Here is a 21612-nt window from a genome sequence, read left to right on the forward strand (position 1 = left end):
AGGATAGCATAAGTCGTTGAAAACACGAGTAAAAAAGATCGCGATCGCCCCTATGATGGACTGGACGGACCGGCATGACCGGTACTTCCTGCGCCTCATCACGCGCCGCTCACTTCTATATACGGAGATGGTGACGACCGGCGCCATACTGCATGGGCCTCGTGAGCGCTTGCTCAAGTTCGACCTCTCCGAACATCCGGTCGCGGTACAGCTCGGCGGCTCGGAGCCGGCGGACCTCGCGGAGAGCGCCCGCATCGCGGCTGATTTCGGCTATGACGAAATCAACCTCAATGTCGGCTGCCCGTCCGACCGTGTGCAGTCTGGCCGTTTCGGCGCCTGTCTCATGCGCGAGCCGGACCTGGTCGCGCGCTGCGTCGAAGCGATGAAAAACGCGGTCTCCGTTCCGGTCACGGTGAAGTGCCGCATCGGCGTCGATGAGCAGGAGCCGGAAGAGGCGCTGCCCGCCATGGCGAAGGCCGTCCGTGGCGCTGGCTGCGAAACCCTCATCGTCCATGCGCGCAAGGCCTGGCTCGAAGGTCTATCGCCGAAGGAAAACCGCGACGTGCCGCCCCTCGACTATCCGCTGGTCTACCGCCTCAAGCAGGCGATGCCGGATATGGAAATCATCATCAATGGCGGCATCGCAACGCTCGACGAAGCCGAAGCGCATCTCGCCCATGTCGATGGCGTAATGCTCGGCCGCGCCGCCTATCAGCACCCCTATATTCTCGCCGAGGCCGACCGCCGCTTCTATGGCGACGGTCACGATGTGCCGAGCCGTCATGAGGTGCTGGAGGGATTCGTGCTTTATGTACAAGAAGAAATGGCGCATGGAACACATCTCCATGCGATGACACGGCATATACTGGGTCTCTTCCAGGGTTGCCCCGGCGCCCGCGCCTTCCGCCGCCATATCTCCGAAAATGCGCCGCGTCCCGGTGCGGGCGCGGAGGTGATCCGCGAGGCGATGGCGCTGGTGCGCGATCCGGATGAAACTGCTCTTCCTCTCGCCGTGGCGCGCTAGCGGGCGGCACCGGCGGTCGTTCCCTTCGCCGGGTCAATCGAAAGTAACGAGTCATGAATATCGAAGCGATGACGCTGATGGAACTCGCCCCCTTCGCCGGGGGCCTGCTCGCAACGGGCATAATCGCCGGCGTCCTTGCCGGTCTTCTCGGCGTTGGTGGCGGCATCGTCATTGTGCCCGTTCTTTATCAGGTGTTCACGCTGCTCGGTATCGACGAGGCGGTGCGCATGCATCTCGCCGTCGGCACATCGCTCGGCACCATCATCCTCACCTCCATCCGCTCCGTTCGCGCGCATGCGAAAAAAGGCGCGGTCGATTGGGACATGCTGAAGAACTGGGCGCTGCCCATTCTCGTCGGCGTCGGCTGCGGCACGCTGATCGCGGCCTATGTCAGCGGCGATGTGCTGACGGCCGTCTTCGCGACCATCGCGCTCGTCGTCGCCGCCAATCTCGCCTTCGGCAAGGAAAGCTGGCGCCTCGGCACTGAGCTGCCGGGCAAGCCCGCGCAATATTCCGTCGCCGGTGTCATCGGCGTTCTCTCCGCGCTGATGGGCATCGGCGGCGGAACCTTCGCGGTCAGCTTCATGACGCTCTACGGCAAAAATCCGCGCGAGGCCGTGGCCACCTCGTCCGGTCTCGGCGTGCTGATCGCGGTCCCTGCCGTCGTCGGTTTCGTCTGGGCGGGCTGGAACGATCCGCTCCTGCCGCCATTCAGCCTCGGCTATGTGAACCTGATCGGCATGGCGCTCATCGCGCCGCTTTCCGTTCTCGCCGCGCCCTGGGGCGCCGCGCTCGCGCATGCGATCAGTCCCAAGGCGCTCATCCGTGCCTTCGCGTTCTTCCTCGCGCTCACCTCGCTGCAGATGTTCTGGCGCCTGTTCGGCTGATCAGAAGCGTTTCCAGGCGAAGTGGAAGCCGGTTCGCCGTCGGAAACGCGACAAACCTGAAGACCTGGAGCGGTTTCGCGATTCGGAGAAAAGCGAAACCGCTCTAGGAGAGAAACCAGTCCATGATCCGCGCATTCTCCTCGCGCGGATAAGTGTGCGACAGGTCGGCGATCTCCTGGTAGGTGACGTCGGCGCCCGCCGCCGAAAGTTCGGAATAGGCGAGCCGCGCCATGTCGGCGGCGAACATCCAGTCGAGCGCGCCATGCGTGATGTAGACGGGGAGGCGCGAAAGCCGCGTCGGCGCCGCCATCGTCAGCAGCATCGGATGCCACGCGGCAGATACCGGCGCGAGATGCGTGAAGAGCCCGCCCGCCAGCCCCGCGAGATAGGTGAAAGTGCCGCCATCGCTCATGCCGGTGAGCAGGATGCGGCCCGCATCCACATGCCACCGCTCGCCCACATGCGCCATCATCCGCGCCAGCGAGGCGCGGTCCTGATCCGGCTCCATGAGAGACCATGTCGTGTCGAGCGATGTCGGGCTGATGAGGATCGCCCCGCGCGAGCGGGCTTCAGCAAGCCAGGTCCAGAGAAAGCCGCGCCCATGTCCGCTCCCGCCATGACATGCAACGATGAGCGGATGCGCACGGGCGGCGTCATATGTCTCCGGCACATAAAGCGAGAAGCCGCCGCGTTGTCCCTTCTCATTGCCGAAATGATGTACGCCTGTCCCCTCGCGCCCCGCGCCTTCCGCGAGTGCGGCGATCAGCGCGTCATCGTCTCGCGCACTGCCTTCGAGAAAGAACCGGCTCACCGGCGGCAGCATCGCGCTCACCGGGTAAAGCGCCTCCATCGCGCGCGGCCCGTGCCGCATCGCCCGGTAGGTGCCGAAGATCGTGTCGCCCGCCGCCGAAGGATCGTCCCCCGCCGCCCGCAGCCCGGCGAATGTCCTCTCCGTCTCGTCCGCCGCCTCGCGCACATGTTCGGCAAAGGCGGTGAGATGCTCCGGCCATGCCGCCGCATCAAATGCCACCCGTGCTTCCGCCAGCCGCGCCGCGACGGGCTCCATCTGCTCGACCAGATTTCCGATCAGCGGCGGATGCAGATGCCGCCCGATAAACGCCACCGCCTCCATCGCCTGCAACAGCGCGGGCAGCAGCGCATCGACGGCGTCGATCAGTTCGTCGCTTGATGTCTCGCCCATTGCCCTGAGCCTCCGGCTTTTATCGTTCGGACGAGAGTGACCGGGAGGGCAGGCAAGGGCAAGTGCGGCCCCTGTTCAAATCACGCAGAGGCCTGAACCTCATTGTGAGCGGCGATGATCTCCGGTCGATGCGATGCGGCTAGATCTTCTGGTCGTACTCGCCCACTTCCGGCTGCGCGGAAAGATGTCCGTCGATCTCGGCGAACATGGCCCGCATGTTCGCTTCCGACGCCGGGCTTTCCACCACGACCACAAGCCCCGGCTTGTTCGACGATGCGCGGACAAGTCCCCACGTCCCGTCTTCCGTCGTCACGCGCACGCCGTTCACCGTCACGACATCGCGGATTTTCTGGCCGAGAAGTTTTTCGCCCTTGTCGGCCATGCCGGAAAAGAGCTTCACCATCCGCTCGACGACTTCATATTTTTTCTCGTCGGGGCAGTAGGGCGACATGGTGGGCGAGCCCCATGTCTTCGGCAGGTCCTCGCGCAGCTCGGACATCTTCTTCGCCGGGTTCCGGTCCAGCATGTCGCAAATCGCAATGGCCGAGACGAGCCCGTCATCATAGCCGCGCCCGATCGGCGGATTGAAGAAGTAGTGGCCCGACTTCTCGAAGCCGACGAGAGCATTCAGCTCATGCGCGCGCCGCTTGATATAGGAGTGTCCCGTCTTCCAGTAATCCGTCTTCGCACCGTTGGCGATCAATACAGGGTCGGTGAGGAAGAGCCCCGTCGATTTCACATCGACCACGAACTGCGCATTCGCATGCCGCGAGGAAAGATCGCGCGCGAGCATCACGCCCACCTTGTCGGCGAAGATTTCCTCGCCCGTATCGTCCACCACGCCGCAGCGGTCGCCATCGCCGTCGAAACCGAGGCCCACATCGGCACCCGTCTCCAGCACCTTGTCGCGCAGCGCATGGAGCATCTCCATGTCTTCCGGGTTCGGATTATATCGCGGGAAGGTATAGTCCAGCTCGCAATCGAGCGGGATCACCTCGACGCCTATGCCTTCGAGAACCTTCGGCGCAAAGGCGCCCGCCGTGCCGTTGCCGCAGGCCGCCACAACGCGCAGCTTCCGTTTGATCTTCGGCCGGTCCGTGAGGTCGGCGATATAGCGTTCCCGCATGTCTTCGACGCGGATATAGCGCCCGCCGTCGCGCTCCTTGCCGCCGCCCGAAAGCACGATCTCCTTCAGCCGCGTCATCTCGTCGGGTCCGAAGGTGAGTGGCCGCTGCGCGCCCATCTTCACGCCGGTCCAGCCATTCTCGTTGTGGCTCGCTGTCACCATGGCGACGCAGGGCACATCGAGCGCGAATTGCGAGAAATAGGCGACGGGCGAAAGCGCGAGCCCGATATCATGCACCTCGCAGCCGGCATTCATCAGCCCGATGATGAGTGCCTGCTTGATCGACGCGGAATAGGAGCGGAAATCATGTCCGACCGTAATGCGCGGCGCCACGCCCATCTCCTGGATCAGCGTGCCGAGCCCCAGCCCCAGCGCCTGCACGCCGACGAGATTGATTTCCTTCTCGAACAGCCACCGCGCGTCATATTCGCGAAACCCGTTAGGGGAAACGAGGGGCAGGTTCTCGAATTCGAGCGTGTTGGGCTTCAGGTCGGCGCGGGGCTTCAGCGGCATGGTCTCTCCAGGGAAATGCATACGGCGGTTATAGCGGAAATCCGTCGAATATCTCCCCGCTATTGAACCGGAGAATGAGGCGGCAGAATGGCGGCTCTATTCCCGCAGCACCAGCCGCTCGCCGCGAACCTCCACTGCGGAAAGTCTGCCGAGAAAGCTCATGCCGAGCAGCGACGTATCGAGCCCCTCGCGCGAGATCGAGGCCGTCACGTCGCGAAGCGCGATGTCGCCCACCTTCACCTCGTCGAGCTTCACCCTTGCGGCATGGATCACGCCGTTTGCCGTCCTGTAGGGCACGGTATAATTCAGCGTCGAAAGGTCGATGCCGATCCGCTGTGCGTCCGCCGCGCTCAAGGCCACGTCGCTCGCGCCGGTGTCCACGAGAAAGCGCACATGGGTTCCCTCCACCAGCGCGTCGGCATGAAAATGTCCGGTCAGATCCCGCGAGATATAGGCCGTCCCCGGCTCCACGATGACGGGAGAGGAGGGCACCAGCGCAGATCGCAGGCGCCCGCCGGTTTCCTGAAAGACGTCGCTGTAGGAATAGCCGATAACAAGGGCGAGGCCGATGGCGATCCATATCAGCGCCTGCTTCAGCGCCAGGCCCGCCCGTTCGCGCCAGCCCAGCACCAGGCTGCCGCCCACCAGCGCCAGCAGCAGCACGGCATGCACCAGCCGCATCCGCGCATCCTCGCCGTCCAGCGCGCCTGGAAAGCGGTTTGCCAGAAAGGCCAGCAATGCGACAAATCCGAGAAGAAGGAGCGCCGCCCAGGTCCAGTTGTTCTGCCTCATATAAGAAGTCTATCCCGCTGGAGTGATAAATTCGTAACTCCGCTTGGCAGGGGAGCGACGGCGCCTTATTTACATGGTAAGCTTGCGCTGAATAACAATTCACTTTCAGAAATAGTGAAAAATCGGTGACGGACAAGAAGGTCATATCGCTGGGGAGCCACAACCCCGCGCCCATGCCGGAAATCGCGGGCGACGCCGCGTCGCGTCTCGCGCTGCCCGTTTTCGAGCCCGGCTGGGTCTGGCTCGTCGGCGCCGGTCCGGGCGATCCCGGCCTCTTGACCCTGCACGCGCTCAATGCGCTCCGCCAGGCCGATGTCGTGGTCTATGACGCGCTGGTGGACGAGACGGTCCTTCAATTTGCGAACCCCCGCGCAAAGCTCGAATATTCCGGCAAGCGCGGCGGCAAGCCGAGCCCGAAGCAGCGCGACATTTCCGCGAAGCTTGTGGAGCTTGCCCGTTCCGGCAAGCGCGTGCTGCGTTTGAAGGGCGGCGATCCCTTCGTCTTCGGCCGCGGCGGCGAAGAGGCGCTGGCGCTGGTCGATGCGGGCATTCCCTTCCGCCTCGTCCCCGGCGTCACGGCGGGCATCGGCGGCCTCGGCTATGCCGGCATCCCGGTCACGCATCGTGATGTGAACCACGCCGTCACCTTCGTCACCGGCCACATGGCGGGCGGCGCGGTGCCGGAAAATCTCGACTGGCCGTCCATCGCGAAAGGCTCGCCCGTCATCGTCCTCTATATGGCGCTCTCCCATCTCGGCGCGATCTCGGCCCTGCTGATCGAAAACGGCCGCCGCGCGGATGAGCCTGTAGCTCTCGTCCGCAACGCCACGCTGAAGGATCAGACCGTCCTCGAGACAACGCTCGGCACAGCGGCGGAAGATGTCGCGCGCACCGGCTTCAAGGCCCCCGCCATCATCGTCATCGGCGATGTGGTGAAGCTCCGCGAAGGCCTCGACTGGCTCGGCGCCCTCGAAGGCCGCATCCTGAAGCGCGATCCTCTCGGCGTCCGCGGCATCGAGGACGCGGGCTGACGTCGAAGTCCGGCCCCAAGCTCTAGCCAAAAACGTCATGGCCCGGCTTGTCCGGGTCATGACGCCGAAGAACAAGAGCCTCGCGAAAATAAACTTGTCCCCACCCATTTTTCCGTCCCCATATTGAATTGATCTCGCTCCGCGAAGGGCGCGTCCGGACGGCCGGTAGCGTGGAGAGGGAGCGGCGTCCTGCGGTGTGCGGAGTAACGTACCGTGCATCCCGGGAGGATCTGATTGTGGAGCGGACACTACGATCCGCAAGCGGCCGGCCGATAAAAGCCGGAGCACCGTTGGGTTATGGGTGGCAGGTTCAAGAATCGCCGTGCGCGGAGCGTCGGAGGAGGACGCATCCCGCCAATATAAACAAACAAAGGCGGCGTCGCCGCTGCTCCGCGCAACCTTCTTTTCCTGAAGGCCGCAGACGAAAGCAAAACTCCGGAGGCATCGCCTCGCGGGGCTGTTTGTGCTTGCCCGCACCCGGGCCTGTGACGATGAGCGCGGTTGCGCCGCCGGCATCCGGTCTCTACAGAGGATGCTTCGCTCCCCCGCAGGCCGGAAAACATGACAGACGTAAAAGACAGCAACGGCAACAAGCTCGCCGACGGCGATTCCGTTCAGGTCATCAAGGACCTGAAAGTGAAGGGCACATCCGTCACCCTGAAGCGCGGCACCGTGGTCAAGAACATCCGCCTGACCGGCGATCCGGGTCTGATCGAATGCAACGCCGATAAGGTGAAGGGCCTCGTCCTCAAGACCGAGTTTCTGAAGAAGGTCTGAGCGGCGTCAGGCCCCCAGCGCGGCCTTGATCTTCGCCAGCGCCTCTTCCGGCGCCTGCGCCTTCTCGCCCAGCGCCTCGATGCGGGCAGGGAGTTCGCGCAGCACCGCGTCGCGTTCCCCGTCGCTCATCGCGCTCCAGCCGGCAATCTCCTTCAGCCGCCGTCCGCAGCCCGTGCAGACATTCGCGCGTCCATCGACGGCGCAAACGCTGAGGCAGGGGCTCTTGATCGGCTTTGAGTAACTCATGGAAACCTTTCAATACAGAGCGAAGACAACCTTTTTCGGCTGGCCGAAAACGGCAAGGGCGACTGCCCGCCGCGCCTTATGGCGCGTAAGCCAAGCGCCCGGATGGGCGCGCCCGGCGTTTGAGGGCAAACATGACAAGGGCAATCGGCTCGCCCGATTGCCCTGTTTTTCCGGGTTCTCGGCTGTGGCTCAACGGAGTATAGAGCGGGGCACCTCGAATCCCACGTCATGCCGGAGACGTCAATGACCCGCGCCGCCACCGGCCTGCCTTTCGACGACATCCGCAACCTGCTGGCGGGCCTGCCGCAAGCGGATGAGCGCGCCGGCTCCGAAGCCGCTGCCCGCACGGCCGCGCTCGCCGCGCCTTCAGGCTCGCTCGGCCGCCTCGCCGAAATCGCGGAATGGATGGCCGCCTGGCAGGCCCTCCCGAAACCGGCCGTAACCCGCCCCCTCATCGCCATCTTCGCCGCCACCCACGACCTCGCGAAGCACGCGCCGGATGCCGCGCCCGACGGCGCCACCCATAAGCTCGTCGAGCTTTATGCGGCCGGCGGCGGCGCCGTGAACCAGATCGCCCTGCAGGCGGATGCGGGCCTCAAGGTCTTCGACCTCGCCCTGGATATTCCCACGCCCGACATCCGGGAGGATGCGGCCCTCTCCGAAGCGGCCTGCGCCGCCACCATGGCCTTCGGCATGGAGGCGATAGCGGGCGGTGCGGACCTCCTCTGCGTCGGCGCGGCGGGCGCGGGCAACCGCATGGTCGCGGCGGCGCTCGCCTGCGCGCTCCTCGGCGGCAATCCTGAAGACTGGGCGGATGGCTGGGGCAGGGAGGCGGTCGCCGCCGCCCTCGCGCAGCATGAGGGCCACCTGGCCGACCCGCTCGAAGCACTCCGCCGCGTCGGCGGCCGCGAATTCGCCGCCATTGCCGGCGCCATCCTCGCCGCCCGCTACCAGCGCATCCCCGTCCTGCTCGATGGCTTCGTCGCCTGCGCGGCGGCTTCCGTCCTCCACCGGATGGCGCCTTCCGCGCTCGATCACTGCATGGCCGCCCACACCTCCGGCGATCCGGCCCACGAACGTCTCCTCACCGCTCTCGGCAAGGCGCCGCTCCTGAACACCGGAATAGCCCTCGAAGAAGGCGCGGGCGCCGCGCTGGCAATAGGTCTCGTGAAATCCGCCATTGCCACGCATCGGGGCATGGCTACGCGGGATATGCTCTGACGGTCAGCTTGCCGCTACGCTGCTGTTGGCCTCCAGGCGGCGGATCACCGCTTGCCGGAAGATCACATATTGAATGCCGAACATGGCAAGCTTGGCTCCCACCAGCACCACGCTGGCGAAAAAGCCCCAGACTTCGGGCGAAGCGGTCAGGGCGACCGCAATATTGGAAATGCCAAGCACGATCATCAGCACGGACCACCCATAGCCCCATCCGCTGATCATCCGCTGTGACAGGTTTTCCTTGGCAATCGGGGGCAGGTAGCGTCCGATCCAGCCCGGCCGGAGCATGACGGCGGCAATGGCGAAATGAATGATGCTCGGCTTCACCATCATGAAGCGGGGATCGTCGAGGTAGAGGGTGGCACTACCGAACACGATGACGAGGCCCAGACTCATCCAGAGCATGGCGTCAACCGGGCGCTGGGTCAGCCTGAAATAGACGACCTGTGCGATGCCCGCCGCGATGGCGCAGCCTGTCGCAATATAGATATCCCCGAGCGTCAGGTAGAGAGCTACAAAGACAAGCGTCGAAAGCAGGTCGTTCAGAAACTCGCGCATTGACGTTCCTCCCCCGAAAACCCGCTCCGCCCCCCCAGATGCGGCGTATCGGCGGGTATATTGGTTTCAATTCGCCGGATCGGCGTCAATGGAAACCTGCCGGGATTACCGGTTGGGGCAACGGATTCCCCACTATTTCTCCGTTCAAAACCGAACAGCGCCCCGTTCGCCCCTTAGGAACCGGCACGCTTGCAACAGGGTCCTTTGCGACTATTATCACCGCCAAAATAAGGCCCGGCACGCGGGAACGGCGAGGTCACCCCTCGCATGGGCGGCACCGGACCCGGCACAGCAGAAAACGGCGTGAAGCGCGGCAGGCAACGACTTTCCGCGCGCCGCCCTTACGGAGGTCGACCCATGGATATGAGCTTCTCACCGGAAGAACTTGCCTTCCGCGACGAGGTTCGCGAGTTCATCGCGAACAATTACCCGCAGGAACTCAAAGGCGGCCGCCGCACGCGCGGCGAGATGTCGAAGGAAGATATCCTCAAGTGGCACCGCATCCTCTACAAGAAGGGATGGGTCGTGCCGCATTGGCCGGTTGAGTATGGCGGCACCGGCTGGACGATCACCCAGCGCTACATCTGGAACGAAGAGAACGCGCGCGCCGAAACATCGCCGCTGCTGCCCTTCGGCCTCTCGATGGTCGGCCCCGTCATCTACACCTTCGGCAATGAAGAGCAGAAGAAGCGCTTCCTGCCCGGCATCCTCTCCGCCGACGATTGGTGGTGTCAGGGCTATTCGGAGCCGGGCTCCGGTTCCGACCTCGCCAGCCTTCGCACCAGGGCCGTCCGCGAGGGCGATCACTACATCGTCAATGGCGGCAAGACCTGGACGACGCTCGCCCAGTTCGCCGACTGGATGTTCTGCCTCGTCCGCACCGATCCGAACGCCAAGGCCCAGGAAGGCATCTCCTTCCTGCTGATCGACATGAAGACCCCCGGCATCACCGTGCGCCCCATCATCACCATGGACGGCTCGCATGAAGTGAACGAGGTCTTCCTCGAAGACGTGAAGGTGCCGGTCGAAAACCTGATCGGCGAGGAGAACAAGGGCTGGACCTATGCGAAGTTCCTGCTCGGCAACGAACGCTCCGGCATTGCCGGCGTCGCCCGCTCCAAAAAGGCCATCGAACGTTTGAAGAAGATTGCCGATGCGGAACTGGTCGATGGCGAGCCGCTCATGAAGACGGATGAATTCGCCCGCAAGGTCGCTGAACTCGAGATCGATCTTTCGGCCCTCGAAGTCACCGAGCTGCGCACGCTGGCTGCCGAAAGCAAGGGCCGCGGCCCCGGCCCGGAAGCCTCGATCCTCAAGATCAAGGGCACGGAAATCCAGCAGCGCATCACCGAGCTGACAATGGAAGCCGTCGGCAACTACGCTTTCGTCCAGGCACCGCGCATGGAAGTCACGGGCAACGAATTCCTGCCCGGTCCGGATTACGCGCCGGGCGTCTCGCAGGACTATTTCAACATGCGCAAGACGTCGATCTATGGCGGGTCGAACGAGATCCAGCACAACATCATCGCAAAAATGGTGCTCGGCCTCTAAGCCGCCGCGCCGCAGAAACACCAAGGGGAAGGTCAGAGATGGATTTTTCGTTCACCGAAGAGCAGACGCTGCTCCGCAATACCGTGCAGAGCCTGCTCGCCGACAAATATGATTTCGATACGCGCCGCAAGGTCGTGAAGACGGCCGAGGGCTGGCGTCCCGAGATGTGGGCGCAGTTCGCCGAGCTCGGCCTCCTCGCCGCGCCTTTCTCGGAAGAGCTGGGCGGTCTTGGCGGCGGCGCCATCGAAAACATGATCATCATGGAAGAGTTCGGCCGCCACCTCGTGGTCGAGCCCTATCTCGAAACGGTCGTCATCGCCGGCGGCTTCCTGCGTGAAGGCGGCTCCAAGGAACAGCAGGAAGCGTTGATCCCCGGCATCATCGGCGGCGAAACGGTCTGGGCCTTCGCCTATGCCGAACCGCAGGGCCGCTACAACCTCGCGGACCTGACGACGACCGCGAAGAAGGACGGCTCGGGCTACACGATCAACGGCTACAAGGCCGTGGTCCTCGGCGCACCCTGGGCGCAGAAGCTGATCGTGACCGCGCGCACCTCCGGCGCCCAGCGCGACCGCGACGGCATTTCCGTCTTCATCGTCGACAAGTCGGCGGCGGGCGTTTCCACCCGTGACTACCCGACGGTCGATGGCCGCCGCGCCTCGGAAATCACCTTCGAAAACGTGAAGGTCGGTGCGGATGCGCTGATCGGCACGGAAGGCAAGGGTCTGCCGCTCATCGAGAAGATCACCGACGAGGCGATCGCCGCTCTCTCCGCGGAAGCGACCGGCTGCATGAAGGAACTGAACACCGCCACCGTCGAATATTGCAAGACGCGCAAGCAGTTCGGCGTACCCATCGGCAAGTTCCAGGTGCTCCAGCACCGCATGGTCGACATGTTCATGGCCTATGAGCAGTCCGTCTCCATGACCTACATGGTCAACCTCAAGCTCGGCGAAGGCGATGCCGAGCGCACCAAGGCTGCTGCCGGCGCCAAGGTGCAGATCGGCAAGGCCGGCCGCTTCGTCGGCCAGCAGGCCGTGCAGCTTCATGGCGGCATGGGCATGACCGACGAACTCAATGTCGGCCACTACTTCAAGCGCCTGACGATGATCGACACGCAGTTCGGCAACGTCGATTACCAGCTGAAGCGCTACTCCGAAGCCGCATAAGCGGTTCACGGTTGAAACGATCAAGGCCGCTCTCCGGAGCGGCCTTTTTCTTTGCGATTTGTCTCGCTTGTCCCCGCTTCTGGGCTCTGCCTCCAGACTAGGTTCAGGCGCGGCGCGGAACAGCGGTCACGTTGCGAAGGCGCTGCGGCGGAAGCGTGCATTCCGCCTGCGTGCCCGCGCCGAGCTGGCTTTTCAGTTCGAAACGTCCGCCATGCACCGCGAGCAGGCCCTTGACGATGGAAAGGCCGAGGCCCGAGCCCTTGCCCGGCTGGGCGAGGCCGGAGGCGCCTTGGGTAAAAGCATGCAGCACCTTGTCGATTTCGGATTCCGCAATGCCCGGCCCGTTATCGTGTACACCGAAGCGCATCTCACCCGAAGCCTCCATGCGCGCGAACATCTTGACCTCGGAATCGGGCGGCGAAAACTTGATCGCATTGGTCAACAGGTTGATCCAGGTCTGGCGGAGCGCCCTCGCGTCGCCGTAAACGATCGGCAGGCCGTCCGCGAAATCCTCGGTGATCGAAACGCGTTGCGCCTGTGCGCGGATTTCCAGAATGCGGCGGCAGTCTTCCGCCAGGTGAGCGATGTCGACCTCTTCCTCGGTAATCTGGAAGCGTCCCGCCTCGATGCGCGACAGGTCGAGCACGTCGTTGATGAGCCCGAGCAGGTGCTGCCCCGAGCGGTTGATGTCGTTCGCATATTCCTTGTAGGTCGGAACGCCATGCTTACCGAAAATCTCGGACGCCATCACTTCCGAAAAGCCGATGATCGCATTCAGGGGTGTGCGGAGCTCATGGCTCATATTGGCGAGGAAATGGGATTTCGCGCGGTTCGCCTCTTCGGCGCGGGCGCGCGCCGCGTCCGACTCGCGTTTCGCCTTGAACAGCTGCTCGATCAGCCCGTTCTTGTCCTCACGCAGCGTTATCGAATGCAGTATGATGCCGTTCAGGCGGGATGTGAGCTGCGCGAGCAGCGCCGTGAAGATGAGAAGAACGGCCGCCAGCGACAGATGCTGCACGTCTCCATAGGAAACGAGGCGCAGGCCCGCCGCCAGCACCACCGGCAGCACCCTGGCGTAGAAAGCCGGCTTGTAGCAGGAGGTAATGAGCGCGGTGGGTGCCAGCGTGACGAGAAGTGCCGTCAGCACGAACGCTTGCTGAACAGGGTCGCCCGGCACCCAGAAGAAAAAGACGGTCGAAGCAATCGAGATAGAAAAACAGAGAGCGACCGTCAGGAAGCGCCGCTCCCAGATCGCGATATCGTTTCCTTCAGGAGCGGCCACCAGAAATTTGGCGATAACCCGGCGGTTCAGCCAATTCGCGCCGAAGAGCATCACGACAGGGACCACCAGCCAGTACCAGGCGATGGATTGATAGAAACAGGCGGCATAGAGGATCATCAGCGCCGGAAAGGCATAAGGCACCGGCAATTTTTGGCTGTCGACGAACATGCGCAGCTGCTCAAGCCGGATCTGCGCCGCGAGTGGCTCGCCGTTCCCGCGCCAAGGCAGGGTCCGCGCCAGCCGGCTCTGGAGCGTGCGCAGCTGATGAGCCGGCTGCTTGTGCTCCGGCTGCTTGTCCGCGCTCATGCGCCCGGGCGTATCCCGCCTCTGTCGCAACTCGCTGATCGTCATAAACTGCCCTTCCGGCCCGCGGAATGATCCGTTCCTCCTCCCAATGGACAGAACGGATTCGCTTTGTGTGAGCCTCCTCGAAAAGTCTTAATAAGGTTTTCCGAGAGATGGTTAAGACCGCATAATCTGGCCTTTCCCCAAGAGATTCTTTGGAGGAAGAGGCGGCCTTTCCGGCCCACGAAAATAATCTGCCCCCCAGAGGGCAAATGCACAGCAGAGAGGCTTCGACCTTATGAGTGATCCCCTGATTTTTGAAAAAGCCGGCCCGGTCGTCACCCTGACGATCAACCGGCCCGAGAGCCGCAATCCGCTGGGCGCGCCCGAGGATGCGGAAAACTTCTCGAACGCTGCCGCGCGGATCAATGCCGACCGGGATGTGCGCTGCGTGATTCTCACCGGCGCGGGCAAGGCCTTCTCGGCCGGTGGCAATGTGAAAGCCATGCGTGAGGGCGGAGATGGTTTCGGCGGTCCCGGCGTCCATATCCGCGAGCGCTACAGGAACGGCATCCATCGCATCGTGAAATCCGTTTGGGGCATTGAGGTCCCGGTGATCGCGGCCGTGAACGGTCCCGCCATCGGTCTCGGCAATGATGTCGCCTGCCTCGCCGATACGCGCATTGCCGCCGACAGCGCCATCTTCGGCGCCACCTTCCTCAAGATCGGCCTCATCCCCGGCGACGGCGGCGCCTGGCTGCTGCCGCGCATTATCGGCATGGCTCGCGCCTCGGAGCTTCTCTATACGGGAGACACGGTGGACGCAGCGACGGCAAAGGACTGGGGCCTCGTCTCCGAAGTGGTTCCCGCCGGCCAGCTGATGGAGCGGGCAAACGAGATCGCGGCGAAGATCTGTAACCAGCCGCCGGACGTCCTTCGCATGACGAAGCAGCTCCTCCGTCAGGGCATGCTGACGTCATTCGATAATGTGATGGAGCTTTCGGCCTCCATGCAGGCGCTCGCGCATCACACCAGCGATCATAAGGAAGCTTTGGACGCCTTCTTCGAAAAAAGGCCCCCTTCCTACAAGGGCGCCTGATCACCGTTCGAAACTGAACAGGGCCGCCGCAAACGGCGTACAGGGTGCGGCGGCCTGTGCATTGAAGCGGGGGAACTTTGCCCCTAAAGTCCCCGCCAACAGAAATAGGGCCAGGGGCCCAGCAAACGGGAGCGGAAACATGAGTGTCATCGGCGTAGTAGCGACCCTGAAAGTGCAGGCCGGCAAGGAAGCCGAATTCGAGAAGGTCTTCGGCGAGCTGCGCTCGAAGGTGAAGGCGAACGAGAAGGGCTGCCTCCAGTACGATTTCTTCAAGTCGAAGTCCGAGCCGTCCACTTTCGTCGTGATGGAGCAGTATGCTTCGCAGGCCGACCTCGACGCGCATGGCAAAACGGAATATTTCCGCGCGGCCGGCCCCGCCCTCGGTGCGGTTCTTGGCGGCGCGCCGACCCTTCTCTTCCTCGACAAGGTCGAATGAACGGCTAACCGGGAAAGCGCATCATGGATCTCGCATTCAGCAAGGAAGACGAAGCCTTCCGTCAGGAAGTTCGTCAGTTCATCGAAGAGAGCTACACGCCCGAGATGCGCGCGAAGCACGCACGCTCGAAGCACGGCTACATGGACAAGGAAAACCATGTGAAGTGGCAGAAGGCGCTGGCGAAGAAGGGCTGGCTCGCGCCCAACTGGCCGACGGAATATGGCGGTCCGGGCTTCACCGCCTCGCAGAAGTACATCTTCGACGTGGAGATGGGCCGCGCCGGTGTGCCGCACACCATTCCCTTCGGCCCGACCATGGTGGCCCCCGTTATCATGAAGTTCGGTACGCCCGAACAGAAGAAGCGCTTCCTGCCGGACATTCTCGAAACCAACGTCCTCTGGTGCCAGGGCTATTCGGAGCCGGGCGCCGGTTCCGACCTCGCCTCGCTGCAGACCAAGGCCGAGAACAAGGGCGACCACTACCTCGTCAACGGTTCCAAGATTTGGACCTCGGTGGCGCAGTGGGCGGACTGGATTTTCTGCCTCGTCCGCACTTCGAAAGAAGGGAAGCCCCAGGAAGGTATTTCCTTCCTTCTGATCGACATGAAGACGCCGGGCGTGAAGGTGGAGCCGCTGGTGCTGCTCGACGGCACGCCGGGCCCCCACCAGGAAGTGAACCAGGTCTTCTTCACCGACGTGAAGGTGCCGATTGAAAATCGCATCGGCGAAGAGAACAAGGGCTGGACCTACGCCAAGTACCTACTCGAATTCGAACGCGGCAATCCTTATTCCGCCGGCCTCTATCGCGGCCTCAACAAGGCCCGGAAGATGGCGAAGGAGACGATGGTCGACGGCGGCGTGCTGGCCGACGATCCGGAGTTCAAGGCCCGCGTCGCCGATCTCGAGTCGCAGATCATCGCGATGGAGTTCACGGAACTGCGTATCTTCTCGGCGCTCTCGACCGGCGGCAATGTCGGCCCTGAATCCTCGCTGTTGAAGTGCCGCGGCACCGAAATCCAGCAGGCCGTGTCGCAGCTCGCAGTCGAGGTGCTCGGTCACTACACCATCCCCTTCGTCGAGGATGGCATGATCGAGACCAACGAGCCGGACATCGGCCCGAAAAACGCCTTCACTGTCGCGCCCTATTATTTCTCGCTGCGCAAGGCATCGATCTATGCCGGCTCCAACGAGGTCCAGCGCAACATCATGGCAAAGGCCGTGCTCGGGCTTTGAGCGCCGCGACATGAATATCCCGGAAATCGGGGGCGGAAGAAATTCCGTCCCCGTTTTCGCCTCCTGAGCTAGCGCCCCGGCGGCGCGTCTTTGCGGTTCACGCGCCCATAAGCCTGCGTGATCCGGTCGAACACGATGGCGAGAGCGACGATCGCGATGCCCGCCGCCAGCCCGCGCCCGATATCGAGCCGCTGGATGCCGAGCAGCACTTCCTCGCCGAGCCCGCGCGCCCCGATCATCGACGCGATGACGACCATGGAAAGCGCCATCATCGTCGTCTGGTTGACGCCCGCCATGATGCTCGGCAGCGCCAGCGGCAATTTGATGTCGATGAGCTGCCGCCACTTGTCTGCGCCCAGATCAGCCGCCATTTCCACCAGTTGCCGGTCCACGGTCCGCAAACCCAGATCGACCAGGCGGATTAGCGGCGGCGTTGCATAGATGACGGTTGCAAAGAGCGCAGGCACCTTGCCGAGCCCGAACAGCATCAGCGCCGGAATGAGATAGACGAAGCTTGGTAGCGTCTGCATCGCGTCGAGCACCGGCAGAACGATCCGTCGAGCAATATCGCTGGCGGCGATCGCAATCCCCGAAGGCAGCCCGATCAGCACAGCGAAGAAGACCGACACGAGCATCAGGGCCAAAGTCTGGATCGCGAGGTCCCAGAGACCGAGAGTGCCGATCAGAAACAGCAATCCCGCCAGTATGACGGGCAACGCAAAATGGCGCGAGGCATGCCAGGCTGCGCCGGCCACCGCGAGAATGATGAGCCACCAGGGCAGGGCACCGAGCCCGGCCTCCAGCGCCACGATAAGCGCGAGCAGCCAGCCGCTCGCCGCATGGAAAGCGTTGCCGTAATCGGCAACGAAGTTCTTCATCGCGCGATTGACCCAGGCCTCGACGGGAAATTCGAGAGCAACGGGAAAGCTCCTCGCTTCCGCTTCCCGTTCGCCGGTCACCCGCGCCGCAATCTCGGGCGTCACCCATTGCCGCCAGATGTCCGGCCGTGTCTCGATGAAGTGCAACGCCGCGTCCCGCGCCGACGCCTCGCTGTTCGCCTGCATATAGGCGAGCGCCTCGCTCGTCATCTGCCCCGTCGTCTCATATGCGCGCAGGAAGGCCGTGATCTCGGGAGCCCTCTCCGCGAAACGGGCATTGGCGCCGATGATGACCTCGACGGTTGGAAAGGCGACGGGCGGGTTCCGCTTCGGGTCGGCGTTGAAGGCGTTCCAGGCCTCTTCCGAATATGGGGGCTCTTCGAGCTTCACGAGATCGTACGTGCCGAGAACCCATGTCGGTCCCCAGTAATAGGCGACGACCGGCTCGCCGCGCTCATAGGCGGATGCGATGGCAGCCGCAAGCGCCGCCCCGGTTCCGGGCCTGAAGTTCGTGTAGAAGCGGTCGAGCCCATACCCCTCAAGCTTGCGTGTGCTCTGCTCCTCGCAGCTCCAGCCGAGAATGCAATTGTAGAAGCGCCCCTTGCCCGGCTGCTCCGGGTCACGAAAGAGAGCGGCATGCTGCTTGAGGTCGGAGACGGACCGGAGATCCGGCGCCATCGGCTCGATGCCGCGCGCCGCATCCCCTTCGATCACATAGCGCGGCACGTACCAGCCCTGCACCGCATCCGGAAAATTCGTGCCGAGCGAAACCACGGTCCCGGCTTCCAGCGCCTCGTTCCACGGCTCAGTCACATTGTCGCGCCAGATTTCCATCAGCACGTCGATGTCGCCTTGTCCGAGCCCCGTCACCAGCGGCAGCGTCGAGCCCGGCAGCACATCCGTTTCGCAGCCATAGCCGCGCTCGATGATGAGGCGCGCGAGTTCGGTGTGGAAGGCGTTGGAATCCCAGTCGAGCCCGCCAAACATCACCGGCCGGTCGATCGCGCATGACGGCGCGGCTGCGGCACCCGAAGGAAAGCCCCAAACCGAAAGAAAAAGCGCCGCAAGAGCAAGGGAGGCCCGGTTCAGCATCGCAGCACTATAGGCGCCGCCAAAGAAAAAGGGGAACCCGGAAGGTTCCCCTTTGCATCCCGTCTGTCGGAAAGGCTTACTTGCCGCCCGTCGCCAGCTTGAAGAACTTGCCCGTCTGCTCGCCGCCCATGAAGAAAGGCGCAGCGTTCGAGAAGTCGGAAATCTTTCCCCAATTCTCGGCAACCTTCTCGGCTGTGAGGTCTTCGCGCCCGAGGAAAATGCCTTCAGCCTCTTCCATGCGCGCGGCGGCGAACACGCCGGCGCCTGCACAAAGGATCATGCCGGTCGGTGCGTCTTCCGAAACGAGGAACATGACGCCCGGCGAAACGCTTTCCGGCGTCAGCATCTGCTCGGCTTCCGGCGGCATCAGGTCGGAGGTCATCCGCGTATAGGCGACAGGCGCCAGCGCGTTGCAGTGAATGTTGTTCTTCTGGCCTTCAAGCTTCAGCGTATTGATGAAGCCGACAACGGCAAGCTTCGCCGCGCCGTAGTTCGTCTGGCCGAAATTGCCGTAGAGGCCGGTGGAGGAGGCTGTCACCATGATGCGGCCGTAGTTCTGGCTCTTCATGATTTCCCACACTGCCTTGGTCGGCTTTACGGTGCCCATCAGATGCACGTCGACCACGAGCTGGAAGTCTTCCATCGTCATCTTCGAAAACGACTTGTCGCGAAGAATGCCGGCATTGTTGATGAGAATGTCGATGCGGCCGAACTTGTCCATGGTCTGCTTGACCATGTTCTCGACGCCCTGATCGTCGGTCACCGACGAACCATTGGCGATCGCCTCGCCGCCCAGCGCCTTGATTTCCTCGACCACCTTGTTGGCCGCATCGGAAGAGCCGCCGGCGCCGGTCCGGTCGCCGCCGAGGTCGTTCACGACAACCTTGGCGCCGCGCCGCGCGAGTTCCAGCGCATGGGAACGGCCAAGGCCGCCACCGGCGCCCGTCACGATGGCGACCTTGCCGTCAAAACGAATGCTCATGGGTCTTTTCTCCAGTTGAACAGGTAGGGCGGGGGCCGCCGGAACGTCCGCTTTTGGGGCGTAGGGGCGTGGCCCATGGGAAACTTGCGGGGACTTTGTGCATGAGAGCCGTGCGAGGGTCAAGGGAAGCCCTGCCGGGCGGTTCCATTGCACTCGGCGGCCCGGCCCCTATGATGTCGGCACCCGCCGAAAGCCGCGAATCTCTGCCGGAAAGCTCCCTTTTATGACCCTTTTGTCTCTTCAGAGCGCCCTCGGGCTCGCGGCCATAATCGTCCTCGCCTGGGCGCTGAGCGAGAACCGCCGGGCCTCCCGCCGCTCTCTGGCGGTGGATGCCGCCATCGCTCTCGCGCTCCAGATCGGGGTGGCGCTGGTCCTGCTCAAGCTGCCCTTGGCGCGCGACGCGCTGGTCGGCCTCAACAGTGTCGTCGAGGCCTTGATGGCGGCGACCTCCGCGGGCACCGGCTTCGTCTTCGGCTATATCGGCGGCGGCGCCGCGCCCTTCGAAATAGTCTATCCGCAAAACAGCTTCGTTCTTGCCTTTCAGGCCTTGCCGCTGGTCCTCTTCATGTCGGCGCTCTCGGCGCTCCTCTGGTACTGGCGGGTCCTGCCGGTCCTCACGCGAGGCTTCGCGGTCCTGCTGCGCAAGACCATGGGCATCGGCGGCGCGGTCGGTCTTGCCTCCGCTGCCAATGTCTTTGTCGGGATGGTGGAAGCGCCGCTCCTCATAAAGCCCTATCTGGAGCGCCTCTCCCGTTCAGAGCTCTTTGCCGTCATGACGGTCGGCCTTGCCACCGTCGCTGGCACCGTTCTCTTCCTCTATGCCAGCATCATCGCGCCCGTGGTGCCCGGATCGCTCGGCCAGATCGTCACGGCCTCGCTCATCTCGCTCCCCGCCGCCCTGCTGATTGCCCGCCTGATGGTGCCGGAAGAGACGGGACGCACACCCACCGGCGTCGGTGACGATGTGCCCGTGGTCGACTATGAAAACAGCATGGATGCCCTCACGCGGGGTACCTTCGAAGGCCTCCATCTGCTGCTCAACATAATTGCCATGCTTCTGGTGATGGTCGCCTTCGTCGCGCTTCTCAATATTCTGCTCGCGCTGCTGCCTGATGCCGGCGATGCCCCGCTCACACTGCAGCGTCTCTTCGGTTGGGTTTTCGCGCCGCTTGTCTGGCTTATGGGTGTGCCATGGTCAGAGGCGCCTGCCGCCGGCCAGATCATGGGCATCAAAACGGTCCTGAATGAACTTCTCGCCTATATCGCACTCGCGGGAGAGGCCGGCGCGGGCTTGAGCGAGCGCTCGCGCCTCATCATGGTCTACGCGCTCTGTGGCTTCGCCAATCCGGCCAGCGTCGGCATCATGATCGGCGGCCTCACCGCCATGGCCCCGTCGCGACGCTCCGAGATCGTCGAGCTCGCGCCGCGTGCCCTCATCTCCGGCACTCTCGCAACCTCCATGACGGGCGCGGTGATCGGCCTCATTACCTGAATAACAACCGGAGGAAACAAGGTGAAGCTCTACAACTCTGCCATGCCTGCGCCCAATCCGCGCCGCGTTCGCATATTCGCCGCCGAGAAAGGCATCGACCTGCCGCTGGAGGAAGTTGCCCTGGCCAAGCGGGAGCATAAATCGGATGCCTTCCGGGCAAAGAATTCGCTCGGCCAGACGCCGGTACTTGAACTGGATGACGGCACGACCATTTCCGAAAGCGTCTCCATCTGCCGCTATCTGGAAGAGACGCACCCGGAGAAGCCTCTCTTTGGCCGTAACGCTCTGGAACGGGCGCAGGTCGATATGTGGCTCCGTCGCGTCGAATTTGCGCTGATGGGCCCGATCGGCAATTTCTGGCGTCACGCCCACCCCTACACGGCGAAGGTCGTGAAACAGTTCAACGAATTCGGTGAGTCCAATCGCGAAGCTACCGCTGCCGCTTTCCGTTGGCTCGACCGCGAGCTTGCAGGGCGCGAATTTCTCGCCGGAGACTATTTCTCCGCCGCAGACATCACCGCGCTCTGCACGGTCGATTTCGCGGATTTCGCAGGGCTGAAAATGCCGGAAGATGCGCCCAACCTGCGGGCCTGGCACGCGCGGGTCTCACAAAGGCCCAGTGCCGCAGCGTAAAAAATAAAGGCGGCGTCCACGGGGTACGGAATGGACGCCGCCAATACGTTCCCATCCGCACCCGAATAAAGTCCCGGCTGGAAACTCACCGATGAACTCTCGACC

The 21612-nt window shown here is 63.4% G+C and carries 20 protein-coding genes and 1 pseudogene; 12 read left to right on the top strand and 9 right to left on the bottom strand.

From position 1 onward, the window contains the following. Positions 1 to 52: 52 nt before the first annotated feature. Together dusA and PLAV_RS05350 are read left to right on the top strand one after the other, a co-directional pair. Complete coding sequence (gene dusA / locus PLAV_RS05345; protein WP_041535863.1) at positions 53 to 1024, top strand: tRNA dihydrouridine(20/20a) synthase DusA; 972 nt, start codon at positions 53 to 55, stop codon at positions 1022 to 1024. 53 nt (positions 1025 to 1077) lie between these two features. Beyond that, positions 1078 to 1911, top strand: coding sequence for a sulfite exporter TauE/SafE family protein (locus PLAV_RS05350; protein WP_012109929.1), 834 nt, complete (start codon positions 1078 to 1080; stop codon positions 1909 to 1911). A gap of 103 nt (positions 1912 to 2014) precedes the next feature. On the opposite strand, the gene PLAV_RS05355 is transcribed toward PLAV_RS05350, so the two are convergent. The 3 genes from PLAV_RS05355 to PLAV_RS05365 form a co-directional block, all read right to left on the bottom strand. Beyond that, positions 2015 to 3112: a carboxylesterase family protein gene (locus PLAV_RS05355; protein WP_012109930.1), complete on the bottom strand. Its 1098-nt coding sequence runs from the start codon at positions 3110 to 3112 to the stop codon at positions 2015 to 2017. 139 nt (positions 3113 to 3251) lie between these two features. Next, positions 3252 to 4751, bottom strand: coding sequence for a phosphomannomutase/phosphoglucomutase (locus PLAV_RS05360; protein ID WP_012109931.1), 1500 nt, complete (start codon positions 4749 to 4751; stop codon positions 3252 to 3254). 96 nt (positions 4752 to 4847) lie between these two features. Beyond that, on the bottom strand, positions 4848 to 5543 hold the full coding sequence (locus PLAV_RS05365; RefSeq protein ID WP_012109932.1) for a retropepsin-like aspartic protease family protein: 696 nt from the start codon (positions 5541 to 5543) through the stop codon (positions 4848 to 4850). A 173-nt stretch (positions 5544 to 5716) separates the two neighbouring features. Here PLAV_RS05365 and cobA point away from each other — a divergent pair, with 173 nt between their 5' ends. Both cobA and PLAV_RS05375 read left to right on the top strand, forming a co-directional pair. Then, positions 5717 to 6574 (top strand): uroporphyrinogen-III C-methyltransferase, encoded by an 858-nt coding sequence (gene cobA / locus PLAV_RS05370; protein ID WP_041536383.1) that lies wholly within the window; start codon positions 5717 to 5719, stop codon positions 6572 to 6574. 561 nt (positions 6575 to 7135) lie between these two features. Then, a complete protein-coding gene (locus tag PLAV_RS05375) occupies positions 7136 to 7351 on the top strand; it encodes an alkylphosphonate utilization protein (protein WP_012109934.1) in 216 nt (71 codons plus the stop codon). Between the two features lie 6 nt (positions 7352 to 7357). Here the strand turns inward: PLAV_RS05375 and PLAV_RS05380 are convergent, their stop codons facing one another. Further along, positions 7358 to 7597, bottom strand: coding sequence for a DUF1289 domain-containing protein (locus PLAV_RS05380; RefSeq protein ID WP_012109935.1), 240 nt, complete (start codon positions 7595 to 7597; stop codon positions 7358 to 7360). A gap of 243 nt (positions 7598 to 7840) precedes the next feature. Between PLAV_RS05380 and PLAV_RS05385 the strand changes: the two genes are divergently transcribed. After that, the gene (locus PLAV_RS05385; protein ID WP_012109936.1) at positions 7841 to 8818 is read left to right on the top strand and encodes a nicotinate-nucleotide--dimethylbenzimidazole phosphoribosyltransferase; all 978 of its coding nucleotides are present in this window, start codon (positions 7841 to 7843) and stop codon (positions 8816 to 8818) included. A 3-nt stretch (positions 8819 to 8821) separates the two neighbouring features. Here the strand turns inward: PLAV_RS05385 and PLAV_RS05390 are convergent, their stop codons facing one another. Further along, complete coding sequence (locus PLAV_RS05390; RefSeq protein WP_012109937.1) at positions 8822 to 9376, bottom strand: inner membrane-spanning protein YciB; 555 nt, start codon at positions 9374 to 9376, stop codon at positions 8822 to 8824. A gap of 357 nt (positions 9377 to 9733) precedes the next feature. Here PLAV_RS05390 and PLAV_RS05395 point away from each other — a divergent pair, with 357 nt between their 5' ends. Both PLAV_RS05395 and PLAV_RS05400 read left to right on the top strand, forming a co-directional pair. Further along, positions 9734 to 10927 (top strand): acyl-CoA dehydrogenase family protein, encoded by a 1194-nt coding sequence (locus PLAV_RS05395; RefSeq protein ID WP_012109938.1) that lies wholly within the window; start codon positions 9734 to 9736, stop codon positions 10925 to 10927. 38 nt (positions 10928 to 10965) lie between these two features. After that, entirely contained in the window at positions 10966 to 12096 is a 1131-nt protein-coding gene (locus PLAV_RS05400) for an acyl-CoA dehydrogenase family protein (protein ID WP_012109939.1), read from the top strand. 103 nt (positions 12097 to 12199) lie between these two features. Here PLAV_RS05400 and PLAV_RS05405 read toward each other — a convergent pair whose 3' ends face one another. After that, a complete protein-coding gene (locus PLAV_RS05405) occupies positions 12200 to 13684 on the bottom strand; it encodes a sensor histidine kinase (protein WP_168713177.1) in 1485 nt (494 codons plus the stop codon). A 277-nt stretch (positions 13685 to 13961) separates the two neighbouring features. Between PLAV_RS05405 and PLAV_RS05410 the strand changes: the two genes are divergently transcribed. The 3 genes from PLAV_RS05410 (at position 13962) to PLAV_RS05420 (ending at position 16430) form a co-directional block, all read left to right on the top strand. Further along, positions 13962 to 14762, top strand: a complete 801-nt coding sequence (locus PLAV_RS05410; protein WP_012109941.1) for a crotonase/enoyl-CoA hydratase family protein — start codon at positions 13962 to 13964, stop codon at positions 14760 to 14762. 139 nt (positions 14763 to 14901) lie between these two features. Then, positions 14902 to 15198 carry a putative quinol monooxygenase gene (locus PLAV_RS05415; protein WP_012109942.1) on the top strand — a complete coding sequence of 99 codons (297 nt, stop codon included), beginning with the start codon at positions 14902 to 14904 and terminating at the stop codon, positions 15196 to 15198. Between the two features lie 23 nt (positions 15199 to 15221). Further along, on the top strand, positions 15222 to 16430 hold the full coding sequence (locus PLAV_RS05420; RefSeq protein WP_012109943.1) for an acyl-CoA dehydrogenase family protein: 1209 nt from the start codon (positions 15222 to 15224) through the stop codon (positions 16428 to 16430). A gap of 68 nt (positions 16431 to 16498) precedes the next feature. Here the strand turns inward: PLAV_RS05420 and PLAV_RS20010 are convergent, their stop codons facing one another. From PLAV_RS20010 to PLAV_RS05430, 3 genes and pseudogenes are all read right to left on the bottom strand, one after another. Continuing rightward, the gene (locus PLAV_RS20010; RefSeq protein ID WP_202944025.1) at positions 16499 to 17308 is read right to left on the bottom strand and encodes an ABC transporter permease subunit; all 810 of its coding nucleotides are present in this window, start codon (positions 17306 to 17308) and stop codon (positions 16499 to 16501) included. Positions 17309 to 17452: 144 nt separating this feature from the next. After that, positions 17453 to 18400, bottom strand: a pseudogene (locus PLAV_RS20015) (ABC transporter substrate-binding protein); the annotation flags it as partial. A gap of 76 nt (positions 18401 to 18476) precedes the next feature. Next, entirely contained in the window at positions 18477 to 19382 is a 906-nt protein-coding gene (locus tag PLAV_RS05430; protein WP_012109945.1) for an SDR family oxidoreductase, read from the bottom strand. 223 nt (positions 19383 to 19605) lie between these two features. On the opposite strand from PLAV_RS05430, the gene PLAV_RS05435 reads away from it, so the two are divergent. Further along, complete coding sequence (locus PLAV_RS05435; RefSeq protein WP_012109946.1) at positions 19606 to 20874, top strand: NupC/NupG family nucleoside CNT transporter; 1269 nt, start codon at positions 19606 to 19608, stop codon at positions 20872 to 20874. A gap of 21 nt (positions 20875 to 20895) precedes the next feature. Beyond that, the gene (locus PLAV_RS05440; protein WP_012109947.1) at positions 20896 to 21507 is read left to right on the top strand and encodes a glutathione S-transferase family protein; all 612 of its coding nucleotides are present in this window, start codon (positions 20896 to 20898) and stop codon (positions 21505 to 21507) included. The last annotated feature ends 105 nt before the right edge of the window (positions 21508 to 21612 follow it).

Origin of the sequence: Parvibaculum lavamentivorans DS-1 (assembly GCF_000017565.1) — a bacterium.
GTDB classification, from domain to species: Bacteria; Pseudomonadota; Alphaproteobacteria; order Parvibaculales; family Parvibaculaceae; genus Parvibaculum; species Parvibaculum lavamentivorans.

Bases quoted from the DNA above. Each gene is read 5' to 3' on its own strand.
- PLAV_RS05380 (WP_012109935.1), bottom strand. From the start codon at position 7,597: ATGAGTTACTCAAAGCCGATCAAGAGCCCCTGCCTCAGCGTTTGCGCC.
- PLAV_RS05400 (WP_012109939.1), top strand. From the start codon at position 10,966: ATGGATTTTTCGTTCACCGAAGAGCAGACGCTGCTCCGCAATACCGTG.
- PLAV_RS05420 (WP_012109943.1), top strand. From the start codon at position 15,222: ATGGATCTCGCATTCAGCAAGGAAGACGAAGCCTTCCGTCAGGAAGTT.
- PLAV_RS05435 (WP_012109946.1), top strand. From the start codon at position 19,606: ATGACCCTTTTGTCTCTTCAGAGCGCCCTCGGGCTCGCGGCCATAATC.
- cobA (WP_041536383.1), top strand. From the start codon at position 5,717: ATGCCGGAAATCGCGGGCGACGCCGCGTCGCGTCTCGCGCTGCCCGTT.
- PLAV_RS05355 (WP_012109930.1), bottom strand. From the start codon at position 3,112: ATGGGCGAGACATCAAGCGACGAACTGATCGACGCCGTCGATGCGCTG.
- PLAV_RS05390 (WP_012109937.1), bottom strand. From the start codon at position 9,376: ATGCGCGAGTTTCTGAACGACCTGCTTTCGACGCTTGTCTTTGTAGCT.
- PLAV_RS05395 (WP_012109938.1), top strand. From the start codon at position 9,734: ATGGATATGAGCTTCTCACCGGAAGAACTTGCCTTCCGCGACGAGGTT.
- PLAV_RS05415 (WP_012109942.1), top strand. From the start codon at position 14,902: ATGAGTGTCATCGGCGTAGTAGCGACCCTGAAAGTGCAGGCCGGCAAG.
- PLAV_RS20010 (WP_202944025.1), bottom strand. From the start codon at position 17,308: ATGAAGAACTTCGTTGCCGATTACGGCAACGCTTTCCATGCGGCGAGC.
- PLAV_RS05385 (WP_012109936.1), top strand. From the start codon at position 7,841: ATGACCCGCGCCGCCACCGGCCTGCCTTTCGACGACATCCGCAACCTG.
- PLAV_RS05375 (WP_012109934.1), top strand. From the start codon at position 7,136: ATGACAGACGTAAAAGACAGCAACGGCAACAAGCTCGCCGACGGCGAT.
- dusA (WP_041535863.1), top strand. From the start codon at position 53: ATGATGGACTGGACGGACCGGCATGACCGGTACTTCCTGCGCCTCATC.
- PLAV_RS05405 (WP_168713177.1), bottom strand. From the start codon at position 13,684: ATGAGCGCGGACAAGCAGCCGGAGCACAAGCAGCCGGCTCATCAGCTG.
- PLAV_RS05365 (WP_012109932.1), bottom strand. From the start codon at position 5,543: ATGAGGCAGAACAACTGGACCTGGGCGGCGCTCCTTCTTCTCGGATTT.
- PLAV_RS05360 (WP_012109931.1), bottom strand. From the start codon at position 4,751: ATGCCGCTGAAGCCCCGCGCCGACCTGAAGCCCAACACGCTCGAATTC.
- PLAV_RS05350 (WP_012109929.1), top strand. From the start codon at position 1,078: ATGAATATCGAAGCGATGACGCTGATGGAACTCGCCCCCTTCGCCGGG.
- PLAV_RS05410 (WP_012109941.1), top strand. From the start codon at position 13,962: ATGAGTGATCCCCTGATTTTTGAAAAAGCCGGCCCGGTCGTCACCCTG.
- PLAV_RS05430 (WP_012109945.1), bottom strand. From the start codon at position 19,382: ATGAGCATTCGTTTTGACGGCAAGGTCGCCATCGTGACGGGCGCCGGT.